At 38.8% G+C, this 24727-nt stretch carries 22 protein-coding genes and 2 pseudogenes; 14 read left to right on the top strand and 10 right to left on the bottom strand.

Annotated elements, in window-relative coordinates:
- Window positions 1-69: 69 nt before the first annotated feature.
- From ACDX78_RS16905 to ACDX78_RS16890, 4 genes and pseudogenes are all read left to right on the top strand, one after another.
- Window positions 70-2064, top strand: a complete 1995-nt coding sequence (locus ACDX78_RS16905) for a TRAP transporter permease (RefSeq protein WP_486029339.1) — start codon at window positions 70-72, stop codon at window positions 2062-2064.
- A 230-nt stretch (window positions 2065-2294) separates the two neighbouring features.
- Entirely contained in the window at window positions 2295-3641 is a 1347-nt protein-coding gene (locus tag ACDX78_RS16900; protein WP_486029332.1) for an MATE family efflux transporter, read from the top strand.
- 81 nt (window positions 3642-3722) lie between these two features.
- Window positions 3723-4100 carry a RidA family protein gene (locus ACDX78_RS16895; protein ID WP_486029331.1) on the top strand — a complete coding sequence of 126 codons (378 nt, stop codon included), beginning with the start codon at window positions 3723-3725 and terminating at the stop codon, window positions 4098-4100.
- Between the two features lie 18 nt (window positions 4101-4118).
- Window positions 4119-5287 (top strand): annotated as a pseudogene (locus ACDX78_RS16890) (iron-containing alcohol dehydrogenase).
- An 88-nt stretch (window positions 5288-5375) separates the two neighbouring features.
- Here ACDX78_RS16890 and ACDX78_RS16885 read toward each other — a convergent pair.
- Together ACDX78_RS16885 and ACDX78_RS16880 are read right to left on the bottom strand one after the other, a co-directional pair.
- Window positions 5376-5621 carry a YuzB family protein gene (locus ACDX78_RS16885; RefSeq protein WP_486029330.1) on the bottom strand — a complete coding sequence of 82 codons (246 nt, stop codon included), beginning with the start codon at window positions 5619-5621 and terminating at the stop codon, window positions 5376-5378.
- Window positions 5622-5713: 92 nt separating this feature from the next.
- A complete protein-coding gene (locus tag ACDX78_RS16880; protein ID WP_486029329.1) occupies window positions 5714-6931 on the bottom strand; it encodes an MFS transporter in 1218 nt (405 codons plus the stop codon).
- A 492-nt stretch (window positions 6932-7423) separates the two neighbouring features.
- Here ACDX78_RS16880 and ACDX78_RS16875 point away from each other — a divergent pair, with 492 nt between their 5' ends.
- Entirely contained in the window at window positions 7424-8359 is a 936-nt protein-coding gene (locus ACDX78_RS16875) for a DUF1002 domain-containing protein (RefSeq protein ID WP_486029328.1), read from the top strand.
- Window positions 8360-8501: 142 nt separating this feature from the next.
- Here the strand turns inward: ACDX78_RS16875 and ACDX78_RS16870 are convergent, their stop codons facing one another.
- Window positions 8502-9314, bottom strand: a complete 813-nt coding sequence (locus ACDX78_RS16870) for a GNAT family N-acetyltransferase (protein ID WP_486029327.1) — start codon at window positions 9312-9314, stop codon at window positions 8502-8504.
- Between the two features lie 387 nt (window positions 9315-9701).
- On the opposite strand from ACDX78_RS16870, the gene ACDX78_RS16865 reads away from it, so the two are divergent.
- The gene (locus ACDX78_RS16865; protein WP_486029338.1) at window positions 9702-9869 is read left to right on the top strand and encodes a helix-turn-helix transcriptional regulator; all 168 of its coding nucleotides are present in this window, start codon (window positions 9702-9704) and stop codon (window positions 9867-9869) included.
- A 217-nt stretch (window positions 9870-10086) separates the two neighbouring features.
- Window positions 10087-10896 carry a 3D domain-containing protein gene (locus tag ACDX78_RS16860; protein ID WP_486029326.1) on the top strand — a complete coding sequence of 270 codons (810 nt, stop codon included), beginning with the start codon at window positions 10087-10089 and terminating at the stop codon, window positions 10894-10896.
- 72 nt (window positions 10897-10968) lie between these two features.
- Here the strand turns inward: ACDX78_RS16860 and ACDX78_RS16855 are convergent, their stop codons facing one another.
- Window positions 10969-11097 (bottom strand): hypothetical protein, encoded by a 129-nt coding sequence (locus ACDX78_RS16855; RefSeq protein WP_486029325.1) that lies wholly within the window; start codon window positions 11095-11097, stop codon window positions 10969-10971.
- A gap of 253 nt (window positions 11098-11350) precedes the next feature.
- Between ACDX78_RS16855 and ACDX78_RS16850 the strand changes: the two genes are divergently transcribed.
- The gene (locus tag ACDX78_RS16850; protein ID WP_486029324.1) at window positions 11351-12121 is read left to right on the top strand and encodes an IclR family transcriptional regulator; all 771 of its coding nucleotides are present in this window, start codon (window positions 11351-11353) and stop codon (window positions 12119-12121) included.
- A gap of 332 nt (window positions 12122-12453) precedes the next feature.
- On the opposite strand, the pseudogene ACDX78_RS16845 reads toward ACDX78_RS16850, so the two are convergent.
- Window positions 12454-12664, bottom strand: a pseudogene (locus ACDX78_RS16845) (IS1634 family transposase); the annotation flags it as partial.
- A 279-nt stretch (window positions 12665-12943) separates the two neighbouring features.
- On the opposite strand from ACDX78_RS16845, the gene ACDX78_RS16840 reads away from it, so the two are divergent.
- The 4 genes from ACDX78_RS16840 (at window position 12944) to ACDX78_RS16825 (ending at window position 17773) form a co-directional block, all read left to right on the top strand.
- Window positions 12944-14344, top strand: coding sequence for an APC family permease (locus tag ACDX78_RS16840; protein ID WP_486029323.1), 1401 nt, complete (start codon window positions 12944-12946; stop codon window positions 14342-14344).
- A 24-nt stretch (window positions 14345-14368) separates the two neighbouring features.
- Complete coding sequence (locus tag ACDX78_RS16835; RefSeq protein WP_486029322.1) at window positions 14369-15178, top strand: creatininase family protein; 810 nt, start codon at window positions 14369-14371, stop codon at window positions 15176-15178.
- Between the two features lie 430 nt (window positions 15179-15608).
- A complete protein-coding gene (locus ACDX78_RS16830; RefSeq protein WP_486029321.1) occupies window positions 15609-16805 on the top strand; it encodes a glycine C-acetyltransferase in 1197 nt (398 codons plus the stop codon).
- Window positions 16806-16834: 29 nt separating this feature from the next.
- The gene (locus tag ACDX78_RS16825; protein WP_486029320.1) at window positions 16835-17773 is read left to right on the top strand and encodes an L-threonine 3-dehydrogenase; all 939 of its coding nucleotides are present in this window, start codon (window positions 16835-16837) and stop codon (window positions 17771-17773) included.
- Between the two features lie 235 nt (window positions 17774-18008).
- Here ACDX78_RS16825 and ACDX78_RS16820 read toward each other — a convergent pair whose 3' ends face one another.
- From ACDX78_RS16820 to ACDX78_RS16810, 3 genes are all read right to left on the bottom strand, one after another.
- Window positions 18009-18707, bottom strand: a complete 699-nt coding sequence (locus ACDX78_RS16820) for a LysE family translocator (protein ID WP_486029319.1) — start codon at window positions 18705-18707, stop codon at window positions 18009-18011.
- Between the two features lie 166 nt (window positions 18708-18873).
- Window positions 18874-19107, bottom strand: coding sequence for a hypothetical protein (locus tag ACDX78_RS16815; protein WP_486029318.1), 234 nt, complete (start codon window positions 19105-19107; stop codon window positions 18874-18876).
- Window positions 19108-19431: 324 nt separating this feature from the next.
- Entirely contained in the window at window positions 19432-21054 is a 1623-nt protein-coding gene (locus tag ACDX78_RS16810; protein ID WP_486029317.1) for an ABC-F family ATP-binding cassette domain-containing protein, read from the bottom strand.
- 230 nt (window positions 21055-21284) lie between these two features.
- Here ACDX78_RS16810 and ACDX78_RS16805 point away from each other — a divergent pair, with 230 nt between their 5' ends.
- On the top strand, window positions 21285-21917 hold the full coding sequence (locus ACDX78_RS16805) for a hypothetical protein (RefSeq protein WP_486029316.1): 633 nt from the start codon (window positions 21285-21287) through the stop codon (window positions 21915-21917).
- A gap of 115 nt (window positions 21918-22032) precedes the next feature.
- The gene (locus tag ACDX78_RS16800) at window positions 22033-23013 is read left to right on the top strand and encodes a helix-turn-helix transcriptional regulator (protein ID WP_486029315.1); all 981 of its coding nucleotides are present in this window, start codon (window positions 22033-22035) and stop codon (window positions 23011-23013) included.
- A gap of 47 nt (window positions 23014-23060) precedes the next feature.
- Here the strand turns inward: ACDX78_RS16800 and ACDX78_RS16795 are convergent, their stop codons facing one another.
- Both ACDX78_RS16795 and ACDX78_RS16790 read right to left on the bottom strand, forming a co-directional pair.
- Window positions 23061-23708 (bottom strand): YpmS family protein, encoded by a 648-nt coding sequence (locus tag ACDX78_RS16795; protein ID WP_486029314.1) that lies wholly within the window; start codon window positions 23706-23708, stop codon window positions 23061-23063.
- A 5-nt stretch (window positions 23709-23713) separates the two neighbouring features.
- Window positions 23714-24628 carry an SGNH/GDSL hydrolase family protein gene (locus ACDX78_RS16790; protein ID WP_486029313.1) on the bottom strand — a complete coding sequence of 305 codons (915 nt, stop codon included), beginning with the start codon at window positions 24626-24628 and terminating at the stop codon, window positions 23714-23716.
- Between the last annotated feature and the right edge of the window lie 99 nt (window positions 24629-24727).

Here is a 24727-nt window from a genome sequence, read left to right as displayed (position 1 = left end):
ACTTTAAAGGAACAGCAAGATATGAAAGAAGAAGGAAAAGATCAAAATACAGATAAAGATATAGACCAAATGACAGAAGAAGAAAAAGCAGAACTGTCAGACGAAGAACGGGAAGAGTTAATGCAAAAATATGATGCTGAATCAAATACCCGGAATCTTACCGGTATTATTGCCACAGTTGTTTTCCTGCTCCTTATTGCATTTTCTTTGTTTCAAATATATACAGGAATGTTTGGACAATATACTGCTTATATTCAACGTACGGTGCACTTAGGGTTTGCTTTAACGTTGATCTTTCTAATATTTCCTGCCCGAAGAGGAGCTTCTAAAGGAAAGGTTTCCTGGTATGATTATATTTTAGTCCTATTATCAATTATTGTTTGCGGGTATTGGCCTGTATATTATGATACGATCGTACAGCAAATCGGTGGTATTACAGAAGCGCAAATGGTTATTGGTGGTCTTGGCATATTGCTCGTATTGGAAGCATCAAGAAGAGCAGTCGGCCTTCCGATCGTCATTGTAGCGTCAGCATTCCTTATCTATGCATATTTCGGGCCGTATATGCCTGGGGACCTTGCACACCGGGGGCTTAGTTTGAATCAATTAATCAACTCAATGTTCTTTACAACAGAAGGTATTTTGGGTACACCATTACAAGTATCCTCTACTTATATTTTCTTATTCTTACTGTTTGGAGCATTTCTGGTTCAAACAGGCGTTGGATTATATTTTAATGATCTTGCTTTGGCAATTGCCGGCCAGCGCACTGGTGGCCCTGCAAAAGTAGCCATTTTCTCCAGTGCCTTAAATGGAACGATTTCCGGAAGCTCTGTTGCAAATACGGTAACTACCGGTTCTTACACCATTCCCATGATGAAAAGACTCGGTTACCGGCCGAATTTTGCCGGTGCTGTAGAGGCCGCATCCTCCACCGGGGGACAGATTATGCCGCCGATTATGGGAGCGGCAGCTTTCCTCATGATTGAATTCGCGGGGGAGAGCTATTGGGATATTGCTAAGGCGGCAACGATTCCAGCACTTTTATATTTTTCCGGAATCTGGGTTATGACACATTTGGAAGCAAAGCGGACGGGCCTGCTTGGGCTGCCGAAGGACCAGCTTCCAAACCGGTTGGAAGTACTGAAGAAAATTCATTTACTTCTTCCGATTGTAGCCATTGTCTGGCTATTATTCGAAGGTTTTAGTATTGAAAGGACAGCACTTTATGGAATAGGGATCACGATACTTGTCAGCTTGTTCCGAAAAGACACAAGAATAACACCGAGCAAATTTATTGTAGCACTAACGTCAGGTGCCCGCACCGCCCTTGGTGTTGCCGCAGCTACAGCTTGTGCCGGTATCATTGTTGGTGTCGTTACTAGAACAGGATTAGGACTAAAAATCGGAAATAGTTTAGTAAGTCTTGCTGGTACGATTGCGATAAATGCGGAGATGCAGTTGCTATTAACACTATTCTTTACCATGATTGCGTCCATTATTTTAGGGATGGGCTCACCAACGACAGCAAATTATATTATCACGTCCACAATTGCATTGCCAGCTATTTTGGCACTGAATGATCAGCTGGAAGTTGCAATACCAGTACTCGCAGCCCATATGTTTGTGTTTTACTTTGGTATTGTGGCAGATATTACGCCACCTGTTGCACTTGCAGCTTTTGCCGCTACAGGTATATCCGGCGGGGAGCCAATACGAACAGGTGGAAATGCAGTGAAGATTGCTATCGCAGCCTTTATTATTCCGTATATGTTCGTACTCCAGCCTGAGATATTAATGATCGATACGAACTTCCTGGAAATCAGCTTTATTATATTTACGGCCATATTGGGTATGATTGCAATAGGAGCAAGTATGATTGGTTTCTGGTATCGACAACTTCCTTGGTTTGAAAGGATAGCTGCTTTCGTTACGGGAATATTCTTAATCTATCCTGGTACCATGACGGATATCATTGGATTCTCTGCATTCGCAGTAATGCTTGCACTGCAATTTATCATTAAAGGCGATAAAAGTGGAAAGAAGCAATCGGCAACTGAATAAGGATTAAGAGTAGTCAAGAGGCTGCCCAGCTAATGAGTTCTTTTTATGAAGGCTCCCTGGGCAGTTCTTTTTTGGTCAAACAGGAGAACTAATCCATGACAGGCCAAGAAAATCACTGGTAAATAGAGGCTAAGTCGCTGATATTCAGAAAGTTATTTTCAAGCTTTCAGAGGTCTACCCCCGCAGGCCTTATAGTAAGCCACTATTCAATGAAAGGCAGAGAATGTAAAATGCGAAAGCAGCATGACTTTACACGAGGGAATATTCTGAAGCAGCTAATTATTTTTTCCGGGCCGATCATGCTGACAAATTTATTGCAAACATCTTATCAATTCGCCGACAGCTTATGGGTCGGGAACTTACTAGGCGCGGATGCGTTAGGCTCCGTAGCTATTTCTTCGACCATTATATTTACGGTTTTATCATTTGTCATTGGAATTAATAATGCTGCCTTAACCATTCTTTCCCAGCAGAAAGGAAAGAAAAATGATACCGGCTTAAAACGGTATTTAAACGCATTTGTTGTATTATTAACGATCATTGCGTTAACACTTGGCTCACTAGGGTTTATCTTTGCAGAAAACCTGTTAAATCTGCTCGGAACCCCCGATGAAATGATGGCAGGCGCAAGAGCCTATCTGCAAATTAATTTTCTAGGGATATTATTTCTATTTGGCTATAATTTTATCGGGACGGTATTGCGCGCGATGGGAGACAGTCGCACGCCGCTGCGTTTTGTTTTGATCGCTGTTATGATGAATGTGCTTATTAACCCGCTGTTTATTGTGGGGGTTAACCTTGGCATTGAAGGTGCAGCGTATGCCACCGTTGTCTCCCAGGGCACTGCATTTTTATATGGCCTGATATATGTGTTGTATAAAGAACTTGTTCCTTTTATGAAGCCAAAGCTCCCGGTATGGCGTGAGGTTAAACTTATATTAAACTTAGGCATTCCGGCTGGCTTGCAAATGTCGGTTATTTCTGCCGGCTCTGCCGCTATTTTAAGCGTGGTAACAAATTTCGGCCCAGGTGTCGTAGCAGGGTTCGGTGCGGCACAGCGGTTAGACAGCTTGCTCATGCTGCCTGCACATGCACTGGGGACTGCAGTGAACAGTATGGCCGGGCAAAATATCGGGGTTAAAAATTGGTCGCGGATCAGAGATATTACGAAATATGGTGTGCTGTATAATTTTGCTTTTATGATGACTATTGGTCTTCTCGTCGTATTTTTTGCAGAGTATGGAATAAGACTGTTTATCCAGGAAGAGGAAGCCGTACAATTTGGCACCCAATATTTGCAAATCGTTGCTCTTTGTTTCCCGTTTTTGGGGATAAATTTTATATTAAATGGGATCGTTCGGGCTGCTGGGGCTATGTATCAGGTACTGGTGCTAAACATTATATCCTTTTGGATACTCCGCTTTCCGTTGACAGCACTTTTTTCCAATCGGTTCGGCGACATCGGAATTGCAATTGGCATGGGTTCCAGTTTTGTTCTCAGCAGCATAATTGCCTATGGCTATTACCGGTTCGGAAAATGGCGGGAGAAAGAGTTGTTTAAAAAAGAAGAAGCATAAAGATTTTCCTAGCTATAGATAATAGGAACATCTTTGTAAACATGATAAAATAAAAGAAATAACAATAAGGAGGCAGATCACATGGTAAAAGCAATTCATACACAAAATGCGCCAGAAGCACTTGGGCCATATTCACAGGCGATGCAAGCAGGGGACTTTGTTTATGTGTCAGGTCAGATAGGCCTTAATCCGGAGACAGGAGAGCTAGCAGAAGGGATTAAAAAGCAAACAGAACAGGTGATGAAAAATTTGCAAGCGATTTTAAGTGCTGCTGATACAGACTTTTCTCGTGCTGTAAAATTCACCATATACTTAAGTTCCATGGATGACTTTGCAACCGTAAACGATATTTATGGCAGTTATTTAACCGAGCCATTTCCTGCCAGAGCAACATTTGAAGTAAGTAAGCTGCCAAAAGATGCACTGGTGGAAATAGAAGTCGTTGTTTATACGAAATAGTAATGAGGAGTGTCAGTATTGAATAATTTCACCTATCAGAATCCGACAAAATTGATTTTCGGCAAAGGGCAATTGGAAGCACTGCCGAGCGAGGTAGAACAATACGGAAAGAAAGTCCTGCTTGTATATGGCGGGGGAAGTATTAAGAAAAATGGGATTTTCGATAACATCATGGAAAAACTTGGTGAGATCAATGCCGAAGTAGTTGAATTATCAGGGGTAGAACCAAATCCGCGTATTTCTACGGTTCGTAAAGGTGTGGAGATCTGCAAAAAAGAAGGAGTCGATTTTTTGCTTGCTGTTGGCGGCGGCAGTACGATTGATTGTACAAAAGCGATTGCAGCAGGCGCAAAAACAGATGTAGATATGTGGGACATTGTTACGAAGAAAGCAATGGCCACAGACGCACTGCCATTTGGAACGGTGTTGACGATTGCGGCGACAGGATCCGAAATGAACCGGGGATCGGTCATTACGAATTGGGATACAAAAGAGAAACACGGCTGGGGTTCACCTTATTCATGGCCGAAGTTTTCCATATTGGATCCGGAACATACATTTTCCCTGCCTCGGGATCAGACAGTGTATGGTATGGTCGATATCATGTCACATGTGCTGGAGCATTATTTTCATTTGGAAACAAATACGCTGATTCAGGATCGTTTTTGTGAGTCTATTTTAAAAACAGTAATTGAGACAGCGCCAAAGCTATTGGACGACCTGGAGAATTATGAATACAGGGAGACCATCATGTTAAGCGGTACGCTGGCACTGAATGATATGCTAAGCATGGGATTAAGAGGAGATTGGGCAACCCATAATCTGGAGCATGCTGCTTCAGCAGTACATGATATTCCGCACGGAGGAGGATTGGCAATTTTATTCCCTAATTGGATGAAGCATGTGCTGGATGAAAGTAATGTAGCGCGCTTCAAGCAGCTGGCTGTTCGTGTGTTTGACGTTGCAGCAGAAGGGAAATCAGATTATGCTGCAGCTGTGGAAGGGATTGAAAAACTGCGTGCGTTTTGGAATCGTATTGGTGCTCCGGAGAAACTGAGCTACTACGGTATTGACGAGAGTACTATTAAGGAAATGGCTGAAAAAACAGTAATTGCCGTCCTGAGTATGGAAACTTCAAAAAACTGACTAAAGCGGACGCTGTCGAAATTTTGCAGGCAAGTTCGTAAAGGAAATAAAGACATAGTTCAACAAATTATTTCCTGGGAAATTTTTTGTCGATAATGAATAACATGTCTAAACAAAAAGAACTGGCCATTATAGATAAACAGCCAGTTCTTCTTTTATTGCTATTCTTATTTTATCTAAACATTCTTCCGGTGTGTGACCGAAAATGCGTTTATTGTTTACGAGTGCATAAGGTCTTACCCGGCATAACCCGCAAAATGATAAACATTCATTCATTAATACAGCTACTTCAGGGAACTCTTCTTCTAGTATTTCTTCTATATTAATTGTAGTGATTGCATTTCCGTCACACACTTCCACCACGACGATACCCATATGAATCACTTACTTTCTAATTTAAAATAATTGTCTGCTTGAGACTCTGTTAGTTTTAGCATATTTTCAAAATAAAATCAAGCGCTGTGAAATTAAAATGGCACTCGCCTTTCATGTGCAGGAGCACTTTGCGCTTGTTTTGGGGCGTATTCATACTTATACCACGCAACAAGCATAATTACACCGCTTATAATTAGGAGTATACTTGTGACTATAAACACGGATGAAAATCCAAAGATTCCTGCAAGCGTTCCTCCAAGTACCGGTCCGATTACATTACCTAAGAACCTGAGACTCGTATTATAGCCAAGCACTTCCCCTTGCATGGATAAAGGTGCTTCCTGCCGTATATAGGCAATCCGTACAGGAATAATCCCTCCAATGGAAACACCGAGCAGGAACCTTAAAATAACAAGCTGCCATATATTAGTTACAAATGCTCCCGGAAAATATACAATCCCTGCAGCAAATAAAAGAATGATTAATATTTTTATATAACCGATCCGATCCCCCAGCCGTCCCCAGCGTCTTGTCATGAGCAAATTCCCAAGTCCTGCAGCAGAAAATGCCATTCCGGAGAAAAAAGCGATGCTGGCTGGCCCATGTATTTCTGCAACAAACAAAGATAGTATCGGCTGAATACTGAAATGAGCTACTTGCACAAGCACGGAAACCAACATGACAACTAATAGGACAGGCTTCCTTACAATATGAAGGAATACTTCTTTACTCGTATACGATTTATAATCTTTTTCATCATCAGACAGCTTAACATTCACTTCTTTTATACCAAAAATGACGATTAATGCGGAAAGAAATACAGTGATTGAAACCATTTTAAAAGAAGTTGCGTATCCTAATGAATCTGCCAGTACACCGCCAAGTAAAGGGCCCATTAATGTACCGGTAATGCTTCCTGTTTGTAAAGTGCCAAGGACCCTGCCAGCAATTTCTTTCGGTGTTTGTGTGGCAATGAAAGCCTGAGAGATGGGAATGAAACCAGTTACGATCCCCATAAATAAGCGTAATAAAAAAAGCTGCCATACATTCGTAGCAAAGCCCATTAAAAGTACCGACAAGCCGATTCCGGTAGCGGAAATAATCAAGATTTTTCTTCTTCCATATTTATCGCCAATCCGTCCCCAGATCGGTGAGAAAATAAAGGCGGTCACAAAGGTGATGGCAAAAATCCAGCCCGACCATTTCTGAACATAGGCATCAGAAAAATCCCCGAATGATTCAATATACAATGAAATAAAAGGTAAGACCATCGTAATGCTTCCGGCAATAAAAAAATTAGCAAACCACATGATTGCTAAATTGCGTTTTACAATATGATTCGGATTAACGATTGCAATATCCTTCTTTCTAAAAATTATTTCGATACCCTAAATATAACTGATTTTCATTGAAAATAAAAGCTTTATGCTCATTGCTTAAAAAAGGGAGCTATTCATAATGGAGAAAAACAGTTATAATGAAAGAACTTATAAATGAAAATCATGGATATTATAACAAGGGACAAGCATAGAATAAAAGAGGGCAGGATTAGATTTTTTTAGGAGTGAACATCAAGGAAGACTGTTTGAGCTCAAGTTACTCGCCACCGTGTAAAAGTTGCTCATGAATTCAAAAGCAGTTCAAAACTCGAACCAGTCACATGAAAATCAAAATATGTCTACGCCCTTACAGGAACCATAATAGGAAATTAGATCTTGTTATATAGGCGTAAATATATTAATCTATAATAAATTAACTATACCACTATGTCAGTTTCAGATTTTTATTAAAGGAGAATTTAAATGAAAAATAACTTTGTTAAAATACTTACATTATTTGTGTTGGTCATTGGCTTGATTACAGGTTTTACCATGTCAGCCCTTGCAGCGGATGACGGCGGGGCAAGTGATTCCGATAATGTAAATGACAGAATTGGTTCAACCATTGTTACTTATGGAGATGCCCTGTCTGAAGCACAGCGGGAAGAGGTGCGAGCGCTCCTCCGCGTAGATGAAGCTTCCGATGTCGAAGAGTATGACGTAACGGGTGAAGATATTGCAAATTATATAGATGGAAATCCAAATTCCAATATGTATTCCAGTGCCAAAATTGTCAGACAGGAAGAAGGCAACGGGCTAACGATTAATATTATTACGCCTTCGAACATTACAGATGTCACGAAAGAGATGTATGCCAATGCGATGCTGACAGCAGGCGTTCAAAATGCTACTGTGGATGTAGCATCACCGGTTCAGGTGACCGGGAGTTCTGCACTTACCGGAATTTATAAAGCCTATGATGAAGAGGGAGAAGAGCTGGATAAAGAACGGATGGAACTGGCAAATGATGAACTGGATGTTGCTACAGATTTAGCTGAACAGGAAGGATTGGATCAGGAGTCAGTCAGTCAGTTATTGACAGAAATTAAACAGATGATTGCAGATATGGATCCTGTTTCAAGAGAAGAAGTAGAGCAAATTGTGCAAGAGCAGCTGGATAATCTGGAAATAAACTTAAGTGAAGAAGACCGGCAAAGACTGATTGATCTTTTTGACAGAATGCGTGATTTGAATATTGATTTTGACCAAGTGCGTAATCAGCTTGATGACATTGCCAATACCATCATGGACAGAGCTGAAGAATTGGGGCTTGATGAAGGTTTCTGGCAAAACGTCGCTAGCTTTTTCAGCGATATGTTTCAGGCTATCAGTAACTTTTTCAGCGGGTTGTTTAATTAACTAAAATACAGTGCAACTGAGGGTTTAAAATAAGAAGGTAATACAGATTTATAGGAAAAAGGAGCCTGCTTTTAGATCTATGATTGATCAAAACAGGCTCTTAAATTTTTTTGTTGTGGGTGTCAATGGTATACCGAAAATCTTAAACCTGCGTCCAAATTGCTTTCGTATAAGCAATCTTCATTCCTACCCTTTCCATATTTTTTTGACTGACACTTCCGTACGCAGCCTGACCTACAATCAAATGACAATTGTGTTGATTCGCTTGCTGAAGTCTCTTTAATAATAATGAATTGTGCACCCCTATATTTCTTAATGCCGGAATCGTTGCTGAAGCGGCGAGTGTTCCAATACCATCATATTCGAATAAGACGCCCACTCCGGCAGGTACTCCTTTAACACTTGCAATGTAAAAGGTCCAATGCTTATTGTTATGTAAAACTTTATTATTTTGAGCGATATGTTCATTTAAGAACGATGGCATGTTAAATCCTTTTGTATAAATGTCTCCGAAGATATCAAATTCATTTTGTTCGAGTTCACGGATAGAAACAGATGCATCTGTCGAGTTTAAAATGAGTTTATTCGATAATGCACCACAGAGTGCAGTATGGAACCCACATTGAAAGTACCCCTTGTCAGAAAGGAATTTTAACAGCTTGGTAGAGGATTGTGCAGGAGTTATTTCAAATCTGGCCGGGATTTGTCTGTTACTATAAAAATCTAAAATAGAATCAATATGCTCCGTGTCGTCTTCGCTGATTCCCTTAACAGTATTAAATGAAGGGCCAGGAATATTCTTTACTGAAAATGCCGTGGCACTGCCGAACCTTTGTATTTCAACATCCATTGGATTTCCGTCAATTTCTTTAACAGCCTTGAGCCTGGATTCTAAAGCATCTATTTCCGATTGTTCTATTCTTCGAGCAAGATGTTCTGTTAAAACAAAGGACATTGCTACACCTCATTATATGTATTTATAATTAAGATTTAATTTTCATACAATCTCTCACTGATTCTATTAACTGCTTAAAAATAATTTACAAATAATGGTGAAAACCCAAATTGCTGAATGTTATTTTCCCATAGAAATCCCCCTCGTACATATCATATCCACAGGGAGAAAACTTGGCAACAGCAACATGTAAATTGTTCTAAAAAAGGGGGGCTTTTTTTGTTAATTCCTTTTCTCTTTCTATAAGGATCCCGGGAGAGAACGCTTTTTATATAAGTACATAGGTGCTACTTTTCCACAAAATGGAAAACTAGCTTTACAATACATACAAGTTATCTATTATAAAATAATGTTAAGTAAACTTTCCGTCAGGGAGGGAAGCTATGGCTGAAAAATCGACTGGAAGAAATACGAAAAATACACGGGATTAGACAAGAAGAACTTGCTAATGCCTTGGAGGTAACAAGACAGACCATTGTCTCTCTCGAGAATGGAAAATACGCTTCTCCTGTTAAGTTAGCTCTAACATCTGAAAAAGTGACAATAAAATGGTAGTCCAAATAAAGCATTCTGGAGGAAAACTCCCAATCTAGCAATACTAATATAACAAAACGGAGAAATTCAGGTTTTTTGTAATAAATCTATTGATCTTGTAATAAAAACCCTCTATCTTGGTAATCCTTGTAACAGACACTTAAACGTGTTGTAACTGCATTGGCTATTGGCATGTGGTACGATAGGCAATGTTAGAAATTGAAGGAGGGAATACCGAATGAAGAAATTAGTAGTTTCATTCGTAGCAGGAATCATGATTGCTGGCACTGCTGTAACAACTGTTTCAGCACAGGAATACGAGGTGGAAAAAGGGGACAGCCTTTGGATGATTGCCAATGAAAACGACATTACTGTAGAAGAATTGATAGAATTAAATGACTTAAACACTTCTACAATTCATCCAAACCAACTGCTCCTTATTAATCATAAAGAAAAATATAAAGTAGAAAAAGGCGATACATTGAATGCTATTGCAAATAATCACGATGTAACCGTCTCTAACTTGAAAGACTGGAACGAGCTTTCCACAGACCTGATCGTTATTGGTCAAGAACTGCTCATTCAGAATAGCAACGTGGATCAGGACAATGCTTCTGAATCAAATACAAATGAAAACACGCAAACAGCGGAAGAAACAAATACATCAAATGAATCTTCTTCCAGCGCGGGTTCTTCATCTGAAGCAACAGCTTCATCCAATGAATCAGCAGCGTCCAACAGTCAGGAACAACCAGAGGGACAAACCTTTTCCGTAACAGCTACAGCTTACACAGCAAATTGTGATGGCTGTTCGGGTATCACATCCACTGGAGTGGACTTAAACAATAATCCGGATGCGAAAGTAATTGCGGTAGATCCAAACGTGATACCATTAGGTTCTGAAGTATATGTGGAAGGATATGGATATGCCACAGCTGCCGATGTAGGCGGTGCCATCCAGGGCAATAAAATTGATATCCACGTCCCGACAAAGGATGAAGCCTATAACTGGGGCGTACGCACAGTAGACGTAACTATTGTAGATTAATATTAAAAAGGAAAGCTATCTTTATTAAGATACTTTCCTTTTTTATTTTTTATTAAACTTATATTTTTCATACTAGGATATAATGGTAGTGGAGTGGTTATTATCATCCACTATTTCATTTGGTTCATGTTCATAATTAAATCCTACAACCCCAATACCAATAATCAACATTAGAAATAAAGCGACTAATAGTTTACGCATCGTTCTTCCTCCAAAAAATATCTCATAATAAAATTATAATAGAATTTCGGCAAAAAAACTATCTATTTTTATAAAAATAACACGGTAAAAACTGTTAATATAAAATAGCTGTTTTGAAATAATATCCGCTTGAGTTACTTCCCAAAAACACAGGAATACCTTCTAGTTCTTATCGTCTAATCTGCTTGATATGTCTGATATTAGGCACTATACTCAGATAATAGAAAGAAACAAATCTGAGGAGTGTAAAGGAATGAAAGAAAAAACTAGTAGGAGTTCGAGTGTTGACAAAGCACTGCTTTTATTAAATTGTTTTACCGAGAAGAGCTATAGCTTAACACTTGATGATATAGCCAAGCTCACCGGTATCCCACGATCAACAGTATTTAGAATGCTGACTTCTTTAGAGGATTATGGGTATATAAGTAGAGTTAAACTCTCAAATAAGACATGGTATAGCCTAGGTTATACATTTCTTGAAAAAGGCCTAATGTTACATCGAAATTTAGATATTCGGGAATATGCCAGGGAAAGCATGATATCCTTAAGAAATGAACTGAATTTAAATGTACAGCTTGCAATCCAGGAGGGCGTAGATGCTTTATACATAGAGCAAATCCAGTCATGGCGGCCGATTAGACTATATCCAGCTATTGGGAGAAGAGCTCCTTTGTATGCCGCGGCTTGCCCGAGAATATTACTCGCCTTTTTAGATAAAAGTGAACAGAATAGAATACTAGAGCACTCTGATTTAAAGATGTTTACACCGAACACACCAAAAAGGATAGATGAGGTCAAAAATCTATTAGAAGAGATCAAACAGCAGCATTATAGCTATAGTTATGGAGAATTATTTGAAGGAACGATTTCCATCGCAGTTCCTGTTTTTTATCCATCAACAACCAATATTATGGCAGCTTTAAGTATTGTAGGGTTAGAATCGGATTTTGAACAGGATCATGACATCTTTATATCAAAATTACAAAAGGCAGCAGTAGAAATCTCTGATAGGATAAGTAAATAAATTCAAAAAATTATATCTTGAAGGAATTTTTTTATCTCCTGTAGAGTGTCCTGGTTTTTGCAGTTATATTAATGAAAAAAAGCCAAGAACCCATATGAATACTGGATTCCTGGCTGTTTCTATTTTTCATACATTTGTTGAGTTTTCCTTTTTTGATCACTCCTTAAATTTTCATATTACTTCTAAAGACATGTATTTCTTCCAGAAATCTAAATCTAATTCTTTTCTAATATCGGCAAGTATTTCAATCATAATGGTCAAACAGATAATGATTTTCCTGTATATGGCTACACGATGCCTTTTTTAGTCTGTCATGAAAGCTGTAATTGATGCTGTTGGTTCATTTGTTTGACCTTTTCTTCAAAATGAGCAATTAGACCATCACACTTTTATTACAGTTCATCAAGGAACCCAAGGGATTCAACTGTTTTGGTTGGTTTTAGATTGATTATTTGGTAACCATATCCCGACAGCTATATTGCCATGTACGATAGATAAATAAGTACGACCAGTTTTTTTGTTTTTCACTTTTTTGAGAAATATCTGTGCAGCTTCGTTCTTGTAATTCCTTATGTATCTAATATTATTTCGTTATATTCAACAATAGTGAACAAAATATGACAACCAAACAAAATAAAAATCCCGATACCAATAATACTATCAATGGTTTTGGGTAAATTATTGATATAAGTGCCATAAAAGTAGGGAGAAATAAAATTTTTTAAATAATTTAATTTTTTTGTTGAAGGAATTTGTTATCTCCTGTAGAATATTTAATATAATGGGATTTTAATATCATTATATGGGATGGAGGAGAAGTGAATGCAAACTGAATCAACTTCAGTTCTATCAAGTAAGTTAAAACGTGGTTTGGGTTTCGTTGATTTATGGAGTATTGGTGTAGGTGCATTAATTGGTGGTGGGATATTTACTGTCATTGGTCCTGCAGTTGCACAAGCAGGACCAGCTTTATTTATTGCGTTTGTTATAGCAGGGATAATAGCAATACTGTCATCAATGAGTTATGCGGAATTGGCTTCCATTTGGCCTTACCAAGGAGCTTCGTATGCATACTCTAAGTATGCATTTAGTCCGATATCACCTCATTTGGGTAAACTCGTAGCCTTATGGTGTGCTGGACTATATTTTTTATCGTTTGCTTTTGCAGCAGGTGCTGTTAATTTAGGGTTTGCAGGTTATTTTAATTATATCTTTCCGGGGTTACCACCATCGATAGTAGCACCTGTAGTTTCTATTGTTATTACCGGATTACTATTAATAGGGATTAAAGTAACTGGGAAAGTGAATACATTTTTTTCGATTATCCAAGTAATTGCATTGTTTGCTATTGCAGCCATTGCATTGTTTGCTAACCCAACAGGTCCATTTCAGTATTCTGAGTTATTGCCAAATGGATGGACTGGTGTTTTTGCCGCTACAGCACTTATTGCATTTGGTCAAATGCAGGTGGAAGCAGTGCTGACATTGGGTGAAGAAGCGAAAAATCCAAGAAGAAATCTACCTTTGGCGCAAATTTCAGCCCTGGTAACAGCTGTTGTGTTATATGTCTTCACTGGCTATGGAGTAGTTTCATCTTCATCACCTGTTGACCTTGCAGCATCTAGCGCCCCATTGTCATTAGCAGTTGAAAACGTCTTACCAGGGATTGGAGCAGTATTAATTGCAATTGCTGCTTTAACAGCAACAGGAACTTCAACTATTGGCTGTTTACTGGGTTCATCTAGAATGCTCTACGCTGGTGCAAGAGAAAAAGCATTTCCAGCAACTTTTGCAAAAGTAGGGTCAAAATCCGGGGTTCCAACAAATGCAATTATTTTTACTGGAGTAATTGCTTTAGCCGCAACATTTTCAAGTATTATTGGTTATGCAGAGGCTATTGGTTTACTAGTTAGTGCAGCTGTTTTTGCCAACTGGTTTATGATGGCTATTATAAATATTGCATTAGTGGTTGTGAGGGTGACGAGAAAAGATTTGAAACCATCCTTTCGCTATCCAGTAAATATTAAGAATATACCAGTCTTAGCGATTGTAGCTACATTCGCCTGTTTATGGATTCTTACCTATATTGAACCACTACCACTATTAATAGGCATTTCTTGGATTTTACTATTAACGATCTGGTATTTTGCATATGCGAAAAATCGCTGGGAATTCCTTGATGAGAGGGAAATGGAATTAATCGCTAAATCTAACGAAAACTAACATCAATTGAAAGAGGGATATTTCATGAGAAATTTATGGTTACAGGAAAACAAATGGGAAGATGTTGAAAATTACTTGAATGAAAATCAAACGATCATTATACCTTTTGGAAGTGTGGAGCAGCATGCGAAACATCTTCCGTTAGGTACAGATGCTTTCTTATCACAACAAATTGCCGAGGATGTAGCTAAACAAACAAATACATTAATTGCTCCGCCATTATGGGTAGGTTGGGCGCCTCATCATATGGCTTACAAAGGAACCATAACATTAAGACCAGAAACCTTAACAAGTGTAGTAGAAGATATGTGTGAAAGTTTAATATATCACGGATTTGAGAAAATTATTTTAATAAATGGTCATCGTGAAGCTAATTTACCTCCAATTAAAATTGGAATGACGAAAGTAAGAAACAAAACAGGTGCATTCATGGCAATCGCAGACCCGTTCTATATTAATGCTCAAAAAGGTAAGGAATTGAGCGAAGTGGATGAAGGAGGAATTGGTCATGCTGAAGAATTAGAAGCTTCACAAATGTATTATCTATTTCCCGATTTGTGTGAACCATCTAAGTCTACCAAAAACATACCTGAACATCACCGTTTTTTACAACATGATCCTCATGTAGAAGGGGATAGAATGATTACTGCAAGTGATGTAGCTAGCTATAAAGAAGCCACTAAAGGTATTGGGGTTATGGGGGATGCTACATTAGCGACTAAAGAAAAAGGAAAAGCATATCATGAATCATTGGTCAATAACATTGCAGAGTTTATAAACTACTGTGAGGGTAGTGTAGAAGTTAATATTCGCAATCAGAAGGTTCCTCTTTGATTTAAATGAGATTCATCATTATTCGAGAAATAAATAGATTATATGAGCGACCACCTTGAGGTAACTCATGTTTACTATAAATGAATTTTGTGAAAAGTTAATACCTCCATCATTAAAGGCACAAAATAAAAAGATGTTAAGTAGTTTTTGATGAGGAAAAAAGTATAAGTATATATATTCTGATGAAAGATAAAATATGGAATTTACTTCTTTTACGCTTAACGATTTTCATTAAACATTTGGATTGCTTTATGTTAAACTAAAAAATAGTGAGAAGAAATGAGACTTTGAAATACGTAAGTACAATAATGAAAGCGTTTATTGGAAAACCTAGTTTATCGTGAGGTCTTGATGGCGAAACAAAACCTAGTTGCAATTATGCAGGTAAGAAAGCTCTATACTTACCTGCCAAAAAAGGAGGACATTATAAATGTCGAGTAAGATACTTGATACATTTTTAGATGAAAATCTTGCAGAGTTGAAAGAAAAAGGCTTATATAATGAAATTGAAACGGTTCATGGTGCAAATGGGCCGGAAATCAATATTGATGGGAAAAAGTTAATTAACCTGTCATCCAATAACTACCTTGGTCTAGCTACAGATGAGCGGTTAAAAGAGGTAGCCAAAAAGGCAGTAGACTCCCATGGTGTTGGAGCAGGAGCGGTAAGAACGATTAATGGCACACTTGATTTGCATATAGAACTGGAAAAAAAGCTGGCCGAATTTAAAGGTACCGAAGCAGTGATTTCTTATCAATCCGGCTTCAATTGTAATATGGCTGCTATTTCTGCAGTGATGGATAAACATGATGCCATTCTTTCTGATGAATTAAACCATGCTTCCATCATTGATGGCAGCCGTCTGTCCAAAGCAAAAATCCTGCGGTACAATCATTCCGATATGAAAGATCTCCGTGAAAAGGCAAAAGAAGCAAAGGAATCAGGTCAGTATAATAAAATAATGATTATTACAGATGGTGTTTTCTCCATGGATGGGGATATCGCAAAGCTTCCGGAAATTGTGGAAATAGCTGAAGAATTTGACTTAATTACGTATGTGGATGATGCACACGGTTCCGGCGTGCTCGGAAAGGGCGCAGGCACGGTAAAACATTTTGGCCTGCAGGATAAAGTGGATTTTCAGATGGGTACACTGTCCAAAGCAATCGGGGTCATCGGCGGCTATGTTGCCGGTAAATCCAATTTAATTGACTGGTTAAAAGTCCGTTCCCGTCCATTTTTATTTTCCACTGCTGTTTCACCGGCGGATGCGATTGCAAGTACAAAAGCGGTTGAACTGCTGATGGAAAGCACAGAACTTCATGATAAGCTGTGGGAGAATGCGGCGTATTTGAAAGCAGGTTTGAAGGAGTTAGGTTTTGACATCGGCGAAAGTGAAACACCGATTACGCCTGTTGTCATTGGGGATGAAAATGATACGCAGAAATTCAGTAAACGCCTATATGAAGAAGGGGTTTACGCGAAGTCGATTGTATTCCCGACAGTGCCGCGTGGAACAGGACGGGTAAGAAATATGCCGAGTGCAGCCCATACAAAGGAAATGCTTGATCGTGCCATTCGGATATATGAAAAAATTGGTACGGAAATGGGCTTCTTAACACGTTAATTTGTATAGAATGAGAAGGGATTTAAGTAATGAAGAAAATTTTAGTAACAGGGGCGCTCGGACAAATTGGCTCCGAGCTTGTGGAGAAATTACGTGAAACTTACGGAACATCAAATGTCATCGGGACGGATATTCGAAAAGATGAAGAGAAGGTGGAAGAAGGTCCTTTTGAAATCGTGGACGTAACGGATGCGGATAAATTATTTTCCGTTGCAAAAAAAAATCAAGTTGACACCGTTATGCATTTAGCGGCTTTATTATCTGCCAAGGCGGAAGCAAACCCAAAATTTGCCTGGGACTTAAATATGGGAGGCCTAATCAATTCGCTGGAGGTTGCGCGGGAGTTGGATTTGCAATTTTTCACACCAAGCTCCATCGGGGCATTTGGCCCTTCCACGCCGAAAGATCAAACACCTCAGAAAACAGTGCAGCGTCCTACAACGATGTATGGGGTCAATAAAGTAGCAGGTGAGCTGCTTTGTGATTATTATTATCATAAGTTTGGTGTAGACACGAGAGGTGTTCGTTACCCAGGCTTAATTTCCTATGTTTCGCCTCCTGGCGGTGGAACGACAGATTATGCCGTAGAAATATATTATGAAGCAGTCAGGAAAAAGTCTTACGTATCAGATATAGACGCAGGTACCTATATGGATATGATGTACATGCCGGATGCGCTTCAGGCTATTCTTCAATTAATGGAGGCAGACCCGGAAAAGCTGGAGCATCGCAATGCTTATAATATTTCAGCCATGTCTGCCGCACCAGAGGATTTTGCCATAGCCATCCGAAAACATATTCCTGATTTTAAGCTGACTTATGATGTCAATCCGGTGAAACAAAATATTGCAGAAAGCTGGCCAAACAGTTTGGACTCCTCAGCAGCAACAGAGGAATGGGGCTTTAAAGCAGGATATGATATAGATAGTATGACAAAAGATATGCTTGAAAAATTGCATGGTAAGTAATGCTGAAAAACGTTTCCTTGCCGTAGAAAAAATGCCAAGTAACATCACAAATAGCACACAAATTGGATTTGCTTATAACAACTGTTTTTTTACACCCGATTTAACATTAAAAACGCTTGGATAGGTTATTGGACTTATCCAAGTGTTGTTTTGTTTTTATTGTTATTTCCACAATTGCGTCCTTTTCATGAACAAACAAAGGTAAACTCTTGTTAGCTGTATAGCTGATAAAATATTATTTTGGCTCTTCTGTTGCAAGCCACGCTCCCAACCCAATCATTGTCAATCCTGATAATTGATTCATTAGTTTATCTTTATTGAAAGAGCCATTGATTCTTGAGAGTAACCAACCAGCAAATGCATATATCCAGGCACAAACAAATTCAATCAAGATATAAGAAATACCTGTGATGAAGATTAGTATAGGAATATTGCCAGCTTGAACACTAATAAACTGGGGTAAAAATAATGCAAATAATATATAAGCCTTAGGATTAGACATTGCTACAATAAATTCTTGTTTAATCGCTTTTTTTACTGAGTGAATATCCTCTCCTTTTTTTGTTGCTGCACTTTGACGAAGCATTTGTATACCTAATACAATTAAATACACGACACCGATCCATTTTACAATCTGAAAAAAGACTGATGATGCTGTTAAAAGGGTTCCTAAACCTAAAGCTACAGTAACAACCATTAACAGGAAAGCACTGAACCGACCACTCACAGCACTTATTGTCACTTTTATGCCTGGATTGTATCCATTTCTTAACGATAATATTTGATTTGCCCCAGGAGTAATTGCCATGATTATAGAGGCTGTAATAAAGGAACCCCAGGTAATGCTACTCAGATTTGAAACATTAATAAGTAAAATTAGGATAATTGGAAATAAAACAAAGAAAACAATTATCAAAAACAATTTGAGATTCACTATCGCACCCCCTAAAGTGAATATACGTTGTCTAACTGTTGTACTATTCCCTATGTCAGGTTTGAAACACCACAAAATCTTTATTCCGTTAAATGGCCCGTTCGCAGAATTAATAACTGCATTGTTAATATAGCTTTTTACACATATTTAACAATCCGACTTCTTTCTAATACTTCAATACAATGTCAAATTGAATTCTTGGTTCCTGGCTGGTAATTAGTGCAATAATGGCATCTACATCCAGAACGAACTCATATCCAACAATAATAACAGGGCGCTGCTTAGTTTGACGTGTTCCTTTAAAAAGAACATCTGCCAACCCAACATCACCTTGCTTCATTTTACTGCTCATTGTATATGTCAATCTCCCCGTTATCCCACCAGGAGTTATTTTCGCCAATAATATAACATCCGTAGCCATATATTTTGCCTTGATTTTATCGAGTACCTTTTGCCTTTATTGTTCACTCAACATGTCAAATTCTTTTATGATTTTTTCGGGAATGGACATATTACATACTTCCATTACGTTATACACTTATTATACCAAAGCAGGGCTCCGTTATAAATCATGTGCATAAAAGAATCGTACAGGATTATCGGAAACGAAGGTAAAGGAGATCATAGTTGAGTTGGAAAAATGGAGCGGTGCACGCATGATCAGAAAACACATGATAAATTTTTCCACCCAGCAAAAAAGCGCCCTTAACAGAGCGCTCTTCTTTTAACTCGCATACATTTCATCCACTTGTTTCTGCAGTTTTTCATCTGCTACATATTCATTGTAGCTCATTTCTTTGTCGATGATGCCATTCGGTGTGATTTCGATCAGTCTGTTCGCGATTGTTTCCACAAATTGATGGTCATGTGACGTAAACAGAATCGAACCTTTAAATTTGATCAGCCCATTATTCAATGACTGAATCGATTCGAGATCCAGGTGGTTTGTCGGCTCATCCAATAACAGCACATTGGCATTGGAGAGCATCATTTTCGACAGCATGCAGCGCACCTTTTCTCCACCTGACAGGACACGAGCTTTCTTCAATGCTTCTTCCCCGGAAAACAGCATTCTTCCCAGGAAACCGCGCAGGAATGTTTCCGTTTCATCGTCCGGCGAATATTGACGCAGCCAGTCTACAAGCGGCATATCATTATTTTCGAAATAAGCCGCATTATCCTTTGGAAAATAGGACTGGGATGTCGTAACGCCCCATTTATATGTGCCGGCATCCGGCTCCATCTCGCCCATCAAAATTTTGAACAATGTCGTTTTGACTATATCGTCTTTTCCTAAGAGAGCAATTTTGTCATCCTTATTCATTGTAAAACTAATATTATCCAATACTTTTTTGCCGCCGATTGTCTTGGTCAGTCCCTCTACACGAAGCAGATCATTGCCAATTTCACGTTCGGGCTGAAAAGCAATGTACGGATATTTCCGCGATGATGGTTTAATATCATCAAGCGAAATATTATCCAGCATTTTCTTCCGGGATGTTGCCTGTTTTGATTTGGACGCATTAGCACTAAACCTGGCGATGAACGTCTGCAGTTCTTTAATTTTCTCTTCCTTTTTCTTATTTTCCTGCTGTGCCATTTTTGAAGCCAGCTGACTGGATTCATACCAGAAATCATAGTTGCCAATATAAATTTCAATTTTTCCAAAGTCAACATCCGCGATGTGTGTGCATACTTTATTTAAAAAGTGTCTATCATGAGAAACAACAATAACTGTGTTTTCAAAGTTAATCAGAAACTCTTCCAACCATTGAATAGCATGGATATCCAGGCCGTTTGTCGGCTCATCCAAAAGTAAAATATCCGGATTCCCGAATAACGACTGGGCAAGGAGGACCTTTACTTTTTCATCGTTAGATAAGTCAGCCATTTGCAAATCATGACGAGATTCAGGAATACCAAGCCCTTTTAAAAGAATCGCAGCATCCGACTCAGCTTCCCAGCCATTCATTTCGGCAAATTCGCCTTCGAGTTCTGCAGCCCGCATGCCATCTTCTTCGGAAAAATCACCTTTCATGTAAATGGCGTCTTTTTCCTGCTTGACAGCATATAATTTTTCGTGGCCCATTAGCACTGTTTCCAGGACTTGAGATGCTTCATAGGCAAAATGGTCCTGTTTCAAGACGGCAATTCGTTCACCGCTGGAAAGGGATACCGATCCCGTTTGCGGCTCAACCTCACCGGACAGCACTTTAAGAAAGGTGGATTTACCGGCACCATTGGCACCGATCAAACCATAGCAGTTGCCGGGTGTGAATTTCAGATTAACATCTTCAAATAACTTTTTATCACCATATCGTAAACTAACATTCGTTACATTGATCATCCGTTAGTAAGCCTCCATTAAAAAATTGTACCAACGCTAGCTTACGGCATTTATTGGGTTTCGTCAATATCAACGGAAAAAGCGTAAAATTTAACTTGTATATTTGCGCTTTTTTGGCAGATAAGAAATTGCAAGCTTCCCTTGTCTGCATAAATACAACTAAGGCATGCACCGAAAATCCTTGGCGAATGACAAGTTTTCTAATATAGTAGAACATAAGGGGAAATTAAATGGGGAGGGAGAGAAAGGTAGTGAAGGAAAAAGAAATTTATTTTCTTTTTACAGATACGGGGAGTTTGCTGGCAAAAGTAATTAATCAAATTACCGGGCATTCATACAATCATGTTTCCGTCGGTTTTGATGAAGCATTGCAGGAAGTTTACAGTTTTGGCAGAAAAAATGAAAAAAATCCTTTTATCGGCGGATTTGTGAAAGAAAATATAAATTGTGATTTCCTGAAAAATGCTGTTTGTGAAATTTACAGTTGTAGCGTATCAGCAGAAGAGTGTGAGACTATTTTTCGTAAGATAAAGGAAATTCAAGCCGAAAGCAATCATTATAAATATAATTTTATTGGCCTGTTTGGTATCTTGCTGCAAATTGAAATTAACCGGAAATGTGCCTTTTTTTGTTCACAGTTTGTAGCAACGGTAACAGAAGACACAGAGATATTTAAGTTTTCCAAACCGGCCTGTTTTGTTACACCGGCTGATATACGCTCACATAAACAGCTAAAGCTATTATATAAAGGAAAGCTTTCCGGCTATACAAATACATTGCTCCAGAAAGAAGATAAAGCGGATCTCAAGGATTACAAAGACAATCATGCTTTTGGAAAAAACGAAATAATGGTTACCAGGTAAAATTGCCGGTTTTCTGAAAAAATGGCTGGATGTTCCTATTTTTTCCAGCCTCAAATCTTTTACATGTTAAATATACATACATATAACGGCTGAATATCAGGGGAGTGAGCTGAACATGGAAAAAGGCAGTAACTACCGATTATTAAAATTGAGGGAATTATTATTTGAAGAAACCGATGAACAGCATGAACTGGGAATCAACGAAATAGCTGAAAAACTGCGTCAATTCATTCCGGACAAGCCGATTGATCACCGGACAATTAAACGCGATCTGGAAATTTTGGATAAAATTGATTTTGAAATCATGCGGAATGACGGAAAATATGGAAAGATTCTTTACAGTCATCAGTCCAGGCTGTTTGAAACGTACCAGCTCCGCTTGATTATTGATGCCATTTTGTCTGCTCGATTTGTCACCACCAATGAAAAAAAGAAGCTGATAAAAAAGGTAAAACAATTAACTAGCAGGCAAATTGCCAAGACATTGCCTGAGCCAATTCTGTTCAGTCAGTCGGCAAATATGGATTATGAGCAGGTGAAGCTGAATATTGACTTTGTTCACCGGGCTATCTCGGATCAAAAAGTATTGGCCTATCAATACGGAAAGTTCAATATAGACAAGGATTTTGAGTACAATCGTGATGGGGAAATTTATTTTGTTGACCCCTATGCATTGATTTGGCAAAATGATTACTATTATTTGATTGGCCGTTTCCGCAGAACGGATGAAGTAAGGCATTACCGGCTTGACCGTATGCGGAATATAAGTATTTATGATAAAAAATTTAAAAAAGAAGATTTCAATCTGCAAAGTTATGTCAATCAAAGCTTTCATATGTTTGCCGGCGAAGAAATCCGGATCAAGGTCCGCTTTCATAATGATCTCGTGAACGTCGTCTTGGATAGATTTGGACGCGATGCGGATATTAAAGCAGAAGGAGAGGAGCATTTTATCCTGTCCACCAAAGCCAAATTATCGGATGGATTAATTAATTGGATTTTGACATGGGGACACAAGGCAAAAGTGCTGGAGCCGGAGCACCTGGTTGAAACAATGAAGGACAAGATTGGGAAAATGATGGAAGTGTATGAATAAAATAGTATAGGGGAATTATCACTGTTTCAAGAAAAACCGGACATCTATCATTGTCCGGTCTCAAATCCTTCCAGGTCGATCCCAAGTGTTCGGTATGGCACATTGATTTTAAAAGCCAGATTATTCCCTTCTAGATCAATATGCTCTACACCTACGACAAAGTTACTGCGGATATCCATATCAGTTACTGCAACGTAAATCTCTTCTTCATTCGGATTAATACTTACCCATTCCGGCATCGGCAAATGGCGTTTCATATATTCCATAATACGCTGGTTGGGCAGTTCTAATAAGCCGACGGAGATCGAACGCTGCTGTAAAATTAAATCCCCATTTTCCTGGACAATGGGTTCAAAATGAACGGATAGAGGGACGGTAGAGGAAAATACGGGCAGTTCTCCCATCAAATGTACATCCTCATCCAAGTTTATATGATAACTATGATTGCTTCCGGCCGAGACTTGCTCTATATAAGCGTTCACCAGATCATTTAAATTATCCTTTGTCGTTCTTACGACAAACTCCGAGCTTTCATACGGAATTTCACTTTGTATCGTGGAATAATCCGTCTCGGACACTGGCCAAAAAATTAATCCGGCAACGACAAGAAGCAGCAGGCTATTAAATCCCAGCAAGATAAAGAAGGACCGCTTCCATTTATTTCTCTTCATTCTTTTATCTGACCTGTTCGCCATTGTTATCATCCTTCTTCATCTGTCAAATAATCCAAAACACGCTGTGCTATTCTACGGTAGCCTTCATCATTTGGATGAAAATTATCCGCTGCGAATAATTCCTCATCATGATCCTCAAATAAATCTTCAATGGGTATAAACGTCATCGAATCAAAATCATCGGAAACTGTTTCTCCGGTTTCATTCCACTCATTTACAATCATGTTTAGTTCGGAAATATCTTGAAAGTATTTGTCAAACGGATTAAAAAAGCCGAGTAAAAATATATTTGAACGGGGATTGATTTCTTCCATTCTTGAAAAGATCTCATAAAGTCTTTCTTCATAAAGCCCATTTTCATGGATGAAATCCTGTATCTGCAAATTTGTTATATTTTCTCTGAGCACGCTCATTACATCATTGGCACCAATCGTTACGAGTATAATATCCGCCTGCCCTATAGCCTCTTCTACTTCCGGATCTTCCAGTCTTGCCAAAAGCTGATCACTGCGGTTCCCCCGTACACCTAAGTTTTCAAAGGTAACCAGCTCCTCCTCCGCATTAATGGAACGCTCTAAAAGGCCTACATAGCCACCTTGTTCCCGGCTGTCACCAACCCCTTGCGTTAAGGAGTCACCTATGGCAAGGATGTTTAATCTTCTGCTGGATAAGAAATCAACCGTTGCATTCACTGCTTCAGACAAAGCACCCTGTAACTGATCCTGTGTATTTTCTCCTTCGTTTTCTTCTTCCTCAGGCTGACCTTCTCCATCCACTGGTTCTGCCTGATGTTTTTCACCATTCTCTTGCATGATTTCTTCCTCATCTTCTTCAAGCGTTATGTTCTCAAAATCGATCCTTGGCTCGTTTATAAAAAATAAAATGGATGTACCAATTAATAAGCATGCAATAACAGCAGTAATATATAACTTTTTCTTCACGTCAATCACACCTGGCTGTTGATAAATAGTATATGTTCATACCCTTCATTGTCTCATGTATAGTTGATTTAAGAAAGTATTTTCTAAAGGGTTTCCACA

Source organism: Virgibacillus oceani, assembly GCF_041521345.1.
Lineage (GTDB): Bacteria > Bacillota > Bacilli > Bacillales > Amphibacillaceae > Virgibacillus_N > Virgibacillus_N oceani_A.
The sequence above is the reverse complement of the archived record's forward strand: the minus strand, read 5'-3'. Positions and strand labels throughout refer to the sequence as shown.

What these genes read in the sequence shown, in the direction of transcription:
- ACDX78_RS16905 (WP_486029339.1), top strand. Translation starts at nt 70, where the DNA reads ATGACAGAAGAAGAAAAAGCAGAACTGTCAGACGAAGAACGGGAAGAG.
- ACDX78_RS16900 (WP_486029332.1), top strand. Translation starts at nt 2,295, where the DNA reads ATGCGAAAGCAGCATGACTTTACACGAGGGAATATTCTGAAGCAGCTA.
- ACDX78_RS16895 (WP_486029331.1), top strand. Translation starts at nt 3,723, where the DNA reads ATGGTAAAAGCAATTCATACACAAAATGCGCCAGAAGCACTTGGGCCA.
- ACDX78_RS16885 (WP_486029330.1), bottom strand. Translation starts at nt 5,621, where the DNA reads ATGGGTATCGTCGTGGTGGAAGTGTGTGACGGAAATGCAATCACTACA.
- ACDX78_RS16880 (WP_486029329.1), bottom strand. Translation starts at nt 6,931, where the DNA reads ATGTGGTTTGCTAATTTTTTTATTGCCGGAAGCATTACGATGGTCTTA.
- ACDX78_RS16875 (WP_486029328.1), top strand. Translation starts at nt 7,424, where the DNA reads ATGAAAAATAACTTTGTTAAAATACTTACATTATTTGTGTTGGTCATT.
- ACDX78_RS16870 (WP_486029327.1), bottom strand. Translation starts at nt 9,314, where the DNA reads ATGTCCTTTGTTTTAACAGAACATCTTGCTCGAAGAATAGAACAATCG.
- ACDX78_RS16860 (WP_486029326.1), top strand. Translation starts at nt 10,087, where the DNA reads ATGAAGAAATTAGTAGTTTCATTCGTAGCAGGAATCATGATTGCTGGC.
- ACDX78_RS16855 (WP_486029325.1), bottom strand. Translation starts at nt 11,097, where the DNA reads ATGCGTAAACTATTAGTCGCTTTATTTCTAATGTTGATTATTGGTATT.
- ACDX78_RS16850 (WP_486029324.1), top strand. Translation starts at nt 11,351, where the DNA reads ATGAAAGAAAAAACTAGTAGGAGTTCGAGTGTTGACAAAGCACTGCTT.
- ACDX78_RS16840 (WP_486029323.1), top strand. Translation starts at nt 12,944, where the DNA reads ATGCAAACTGAATCAACTTCAGTTCTATCAAGTAAGTTAAAACGTGGT.
- ACDX78_RS16835 (WP_486029322.1), top strand. Translation starts at nt 14,369, where the DNA reads ATGAGAAATTTATGGTTACAGGAAAACAAATGGGAAGATGTTGAAAAT.
- ACDX78_RS16830 (WP_486029321.1), top strand. Translation starts at nt 15,609, where the DNA reads ATGTCGAGTAAGATACTTGATACATTTTTAGATGAAAATCTTGCAGAG.
- ACDX78_RS16825 (WP_486029320.1), top strand. Translation starts at nt 16,835, where the DNA reads ATGAAGAAAATTTTAGTAACAGGGGCGCTCGGACAAATTGGCTCCGAG.
- ACDX78_RS16810 (WP_486029317.1), bottom strand. Translation starts at nt 21,054, where the DNA reads ATGATCAATGTAACGAATGTTAGTTTACGATATGGTGATAAAAAGTTA.
- ACDX78_RS16805 (WP_486029316.1), top strand. Translation starts at nt 21,285, where the DNA reads ATGGGGAGGGAGAGAAAGGTAGTGAAGGAAAAAGAAATTTATTTTCTT.
- ACDX78_RS16800 (WP_486029315.1), top strand. Translation starts at nt 22,033, where the DNA reads ATGGAAAAAGGCAGTAACTACCGATTATTAAAATTGAGGGAATTATTA.
- ACDX78_RS16795 (WP_486029314.1), bottom strand. Translation starts at nt 23,708, where the DNA reads ATGGCGAACAGGTCAGATAAAAGAATGAAGAGAAATAAATGGAAGCGG.